This window comes from Ochrobactrum teleogrylli, from assembly GCF_006376685.1.
GTDB classification, from domain to species: domain Bacteria; phylum Pseudomonadota; class Alphaproteobacteria; order Rhizobiales; family Rhizobiaceae; genus Brucella; species Brucella teleogrylli.
In genome coordinates, this window is sequence record NZ_VEWL01000034.1 from 1 (window position 1) to 2,549 (window position 2,549).

Consider the following 2,549-nt stretch of genomic DNA (forward strand, 5'->3'; position numbering starts at 1 on the left):
ACTCGCCGAGAGCTTCATCAGCATGGTTCATATTGCTACCGCAAGATACTGGCTCAAATGCGTCCACGCCGCCTAGTGATCGATCCAAACCGCGCATCAGGAAAAGATGCATTTAGGTTGGCAGGAAGTGGTGCGGAAGTGACTGTTAGTGAGAAAATTAAAGATCGTTTCGAGCAGCATAAATTAACAGGTGCAATATTTGGAAAAGTTAGTTGAAGTGCTATTTCAATTGCATTGATGTAACGAGTGGTCGAGATTTTGCACGGTGCAGTAAAATAATCATTGTTTGTTAAGTATAGTGGTAATGCATCCTTTTTAAGGGCCATTGCATTAGAATTTACGCAGCCTTTTAGTTTCTGTAGAGGCGCTATTCCCCACATATTGGGCAGCCCAGAGCCATTGTGCAGCTTTCTTCCTGGGCCTCTTCTGTTTGACCACAAGGTGCGCGCAATTGAAGACACTTGAAAAGGCAAAAAGGGCTTTATCTATAAAAGAATAGTGAGGCGCTGAAAAGGGGTTTTAAAGATGATGAGTGGGGGCAAATGGCATTTTAAGCTTGCACTTTTGCTAGGTGCAGTGGCGTCTATACTTACGGGATGTGCTAGTGAAAAAGGGGGATTAAATATTGGTCTCTTTGCTGAAATGAATAAGCTAGATAAAGAATGGAAGAATAATAAAGTCGAATCGTTCGAAAAACGATTTGGTGAGCCGATTGAAAAATCGAATGCGAATAATACAGTTGTCATGCGATGGACGAAGACATCTGCGCCGTTTTGGGTGCCGTCGCAACTTTACTATCAGTCCATGGGCCCAAATATGTCGATGCGGGTTCATAAGCCAGCACATTATGAGACAGCAAACTGCATCATCGCTGTATCGAATGTTAATGGATGCATAACCGGTATCCAGACAGTCGAGGATGGGTGGATTGATAAGAAGTCGTTCTGTCAAACATTTTTTGGAATATGATTAACTGCTATGTTGTGGTGACGATTTACGGTTTTAGGCGTCTCAGGGAAGTGCAAATCAGATTCAAGGCTAATTTTGGAGATCGGTAATGGTGAGGTGTAGCTCGATTTGTGCTGCTCAGCTACGCATTGTTTCCGCGTTTCCGCTTTCTTCTTCTGCCTGTGCAGACGTTGGCGCTCGGCATTTGTCATAGCAACACCGTTTTTGGGTGGCCTGCCGCGAGACCGGTTCAGAAATGAGGACTGCGCCATCATCCATTCAAGCTCGTCCATGAAACTGAGCTGCATGCCGAGCCAGGACATGAATGTGCAGGGCATTGAATTGCCGATGGCTTCATAACGGATGCTGTCTAGCGGGAGTTTTCCCCTGAATGGCACATCGGTCCAATAGTCGGGAAAGCCTTGCAGACGTTCGCATTCCAGCGGTGTAAAACGTCGAACCGTCCACTCTGGGGGATTTTCGTTTCCCTCATCCTTGGTCGCAACCACAAAATTGTGCTCCGAGGACAGCCCTACAGGCATTGCCTGACGTACGTTTAGGATCCCGGAAAGCTGTGGACCGACCAGCGCTTGCGGATTTTTCGTTATGACAACGAAATCGAGTTCTGAGGCCGCTCCAATCAGTTCCGCTGCCGGCCCGCCATCACGATGGATCCGGCCGATCATCAAATGACTGCAAGCTACGGTAATGGCACGGACGCGATTAAGTATCGTGCTGATCAACAAAAATTATTGAGCGAGGGCCGACTTTAAGAAGCTATACAAATGGATATCGATGATATTCGTCGAATAGAAATTGAAATTGGCCAGCCCGGTAAATATGATTCCGCTATTAATGAAATGCTGAAGTATGCCGGCACGCTGGACCCAAATGACTTTATCAAAAAAAAGGTGGAAATATGAAAATAAAACTCTTCGAAAGTGTCATAGACATTCCTACAAATAGGGGAAATTTAGTAACTATCCGAAACACTAATGATTTTATCGACGTGATGGACGTACTCAATTTTCAGGTTCTCATGCCAATTAATAAGCCCTACTGCCGAGGCCTGAGTGGATTTCTATTTAATTCGCAAATTAAGGTATTGTTTGATAAAAATTACAGCATATCTTCAGTAGAATTCAGAAAGCCTTTTGATTTCCCTGGCCGAGTTGGATTGTATTGGAGAGATGTGAATTTATTTCGACCAACTCTCCTTGAAGTCAATTAAGCGCTTGTTCAATCGGGGGTCGCGGTGGAGGAAATCGATGTTGGCTTAGAGGTTACAGAGGTTGGAATTTCATTCTTCAGTAGTGATTTCGATGAAATTTTAGATGTATCCTTGGATGCTGTCACAGTAAAATTTAATAATTAGCGTAATTATGTTGATTATTATCCGAAAGAATCTATTTCAATTGTTATACTGGATGCGAACTCTTGTCGAGTTAGGCGAAAAGTCGTGATGGCGTGGACTTTTACGGCGCACGACCTTTTCAATTTACCGGCGCGATACTGGAACAACGCTAAGAGTCCGTTTGAGAATTTGCTTTAATGGCTGATACGGCGCAACAACAGGCTCCCCATGGCGACGTGGATCATCG

Annotated in this window: 4 protein-coding genes; 3 read left to right on the forward strand and 1 reads right to left on the reverse strand. The window is 44.5% G+C overall.

The window, feature by feature from the left end:
• Positions 1-57 precede the first annotated feature (57 nt).
• Positions 58-216, forward strand: coding sequence for an imm11 family protein (locus tag FIC94_RS22530; RefSeq protein WP_180918119.1), 159 nt, complete (start codon positions 58-60; stop codon positions 214-216).
• 309 nt (positions 217-525) lie between these two features.
• Positions 526-969, forward strand: a complete 444-nt coding sequence (locus FIC94_RS22260) for a hypothetical protein (protein ID WP_140026461.1) — start codon at positions 526-528, stop codon at positions 967-969.
• Here FIC94_RS22260 and FIC94_RS22265 read toward each other — a convergent pair.
• Positions 948-1,634, reverse strand: coding sequence for a DNA cytosine methyltransferase (locus FIC94_RS22265; RefSeq protein WP_140026462.1), 687 nt, complete (start codon positions 1,632-1,634; stop codon positions 948-950). The two genes, FIC94_RS22260 and FIC94_RS22265, sit on opposite strands and share 22 nt — an antisense overlap.
• A 99-nt stretch (positions 1,635-1,733) precedes the next feature.
• Between FIC94_RS22265 and FIC94_RS22535 the strand changes: the two genes are divergently transcribed.
• Positions 1,734-1,871, forward strand: a complete 138-nt coding sequence (locus tag FIC94_RS22535; RefSeq protein WP_180918121.1) for a hypothetical protein — start codon at positions 1,734-1,736, stop codon at positions 1,869-1,871.
• Positions 1,872-2,549: the final 678 nt, after the last annotated feature.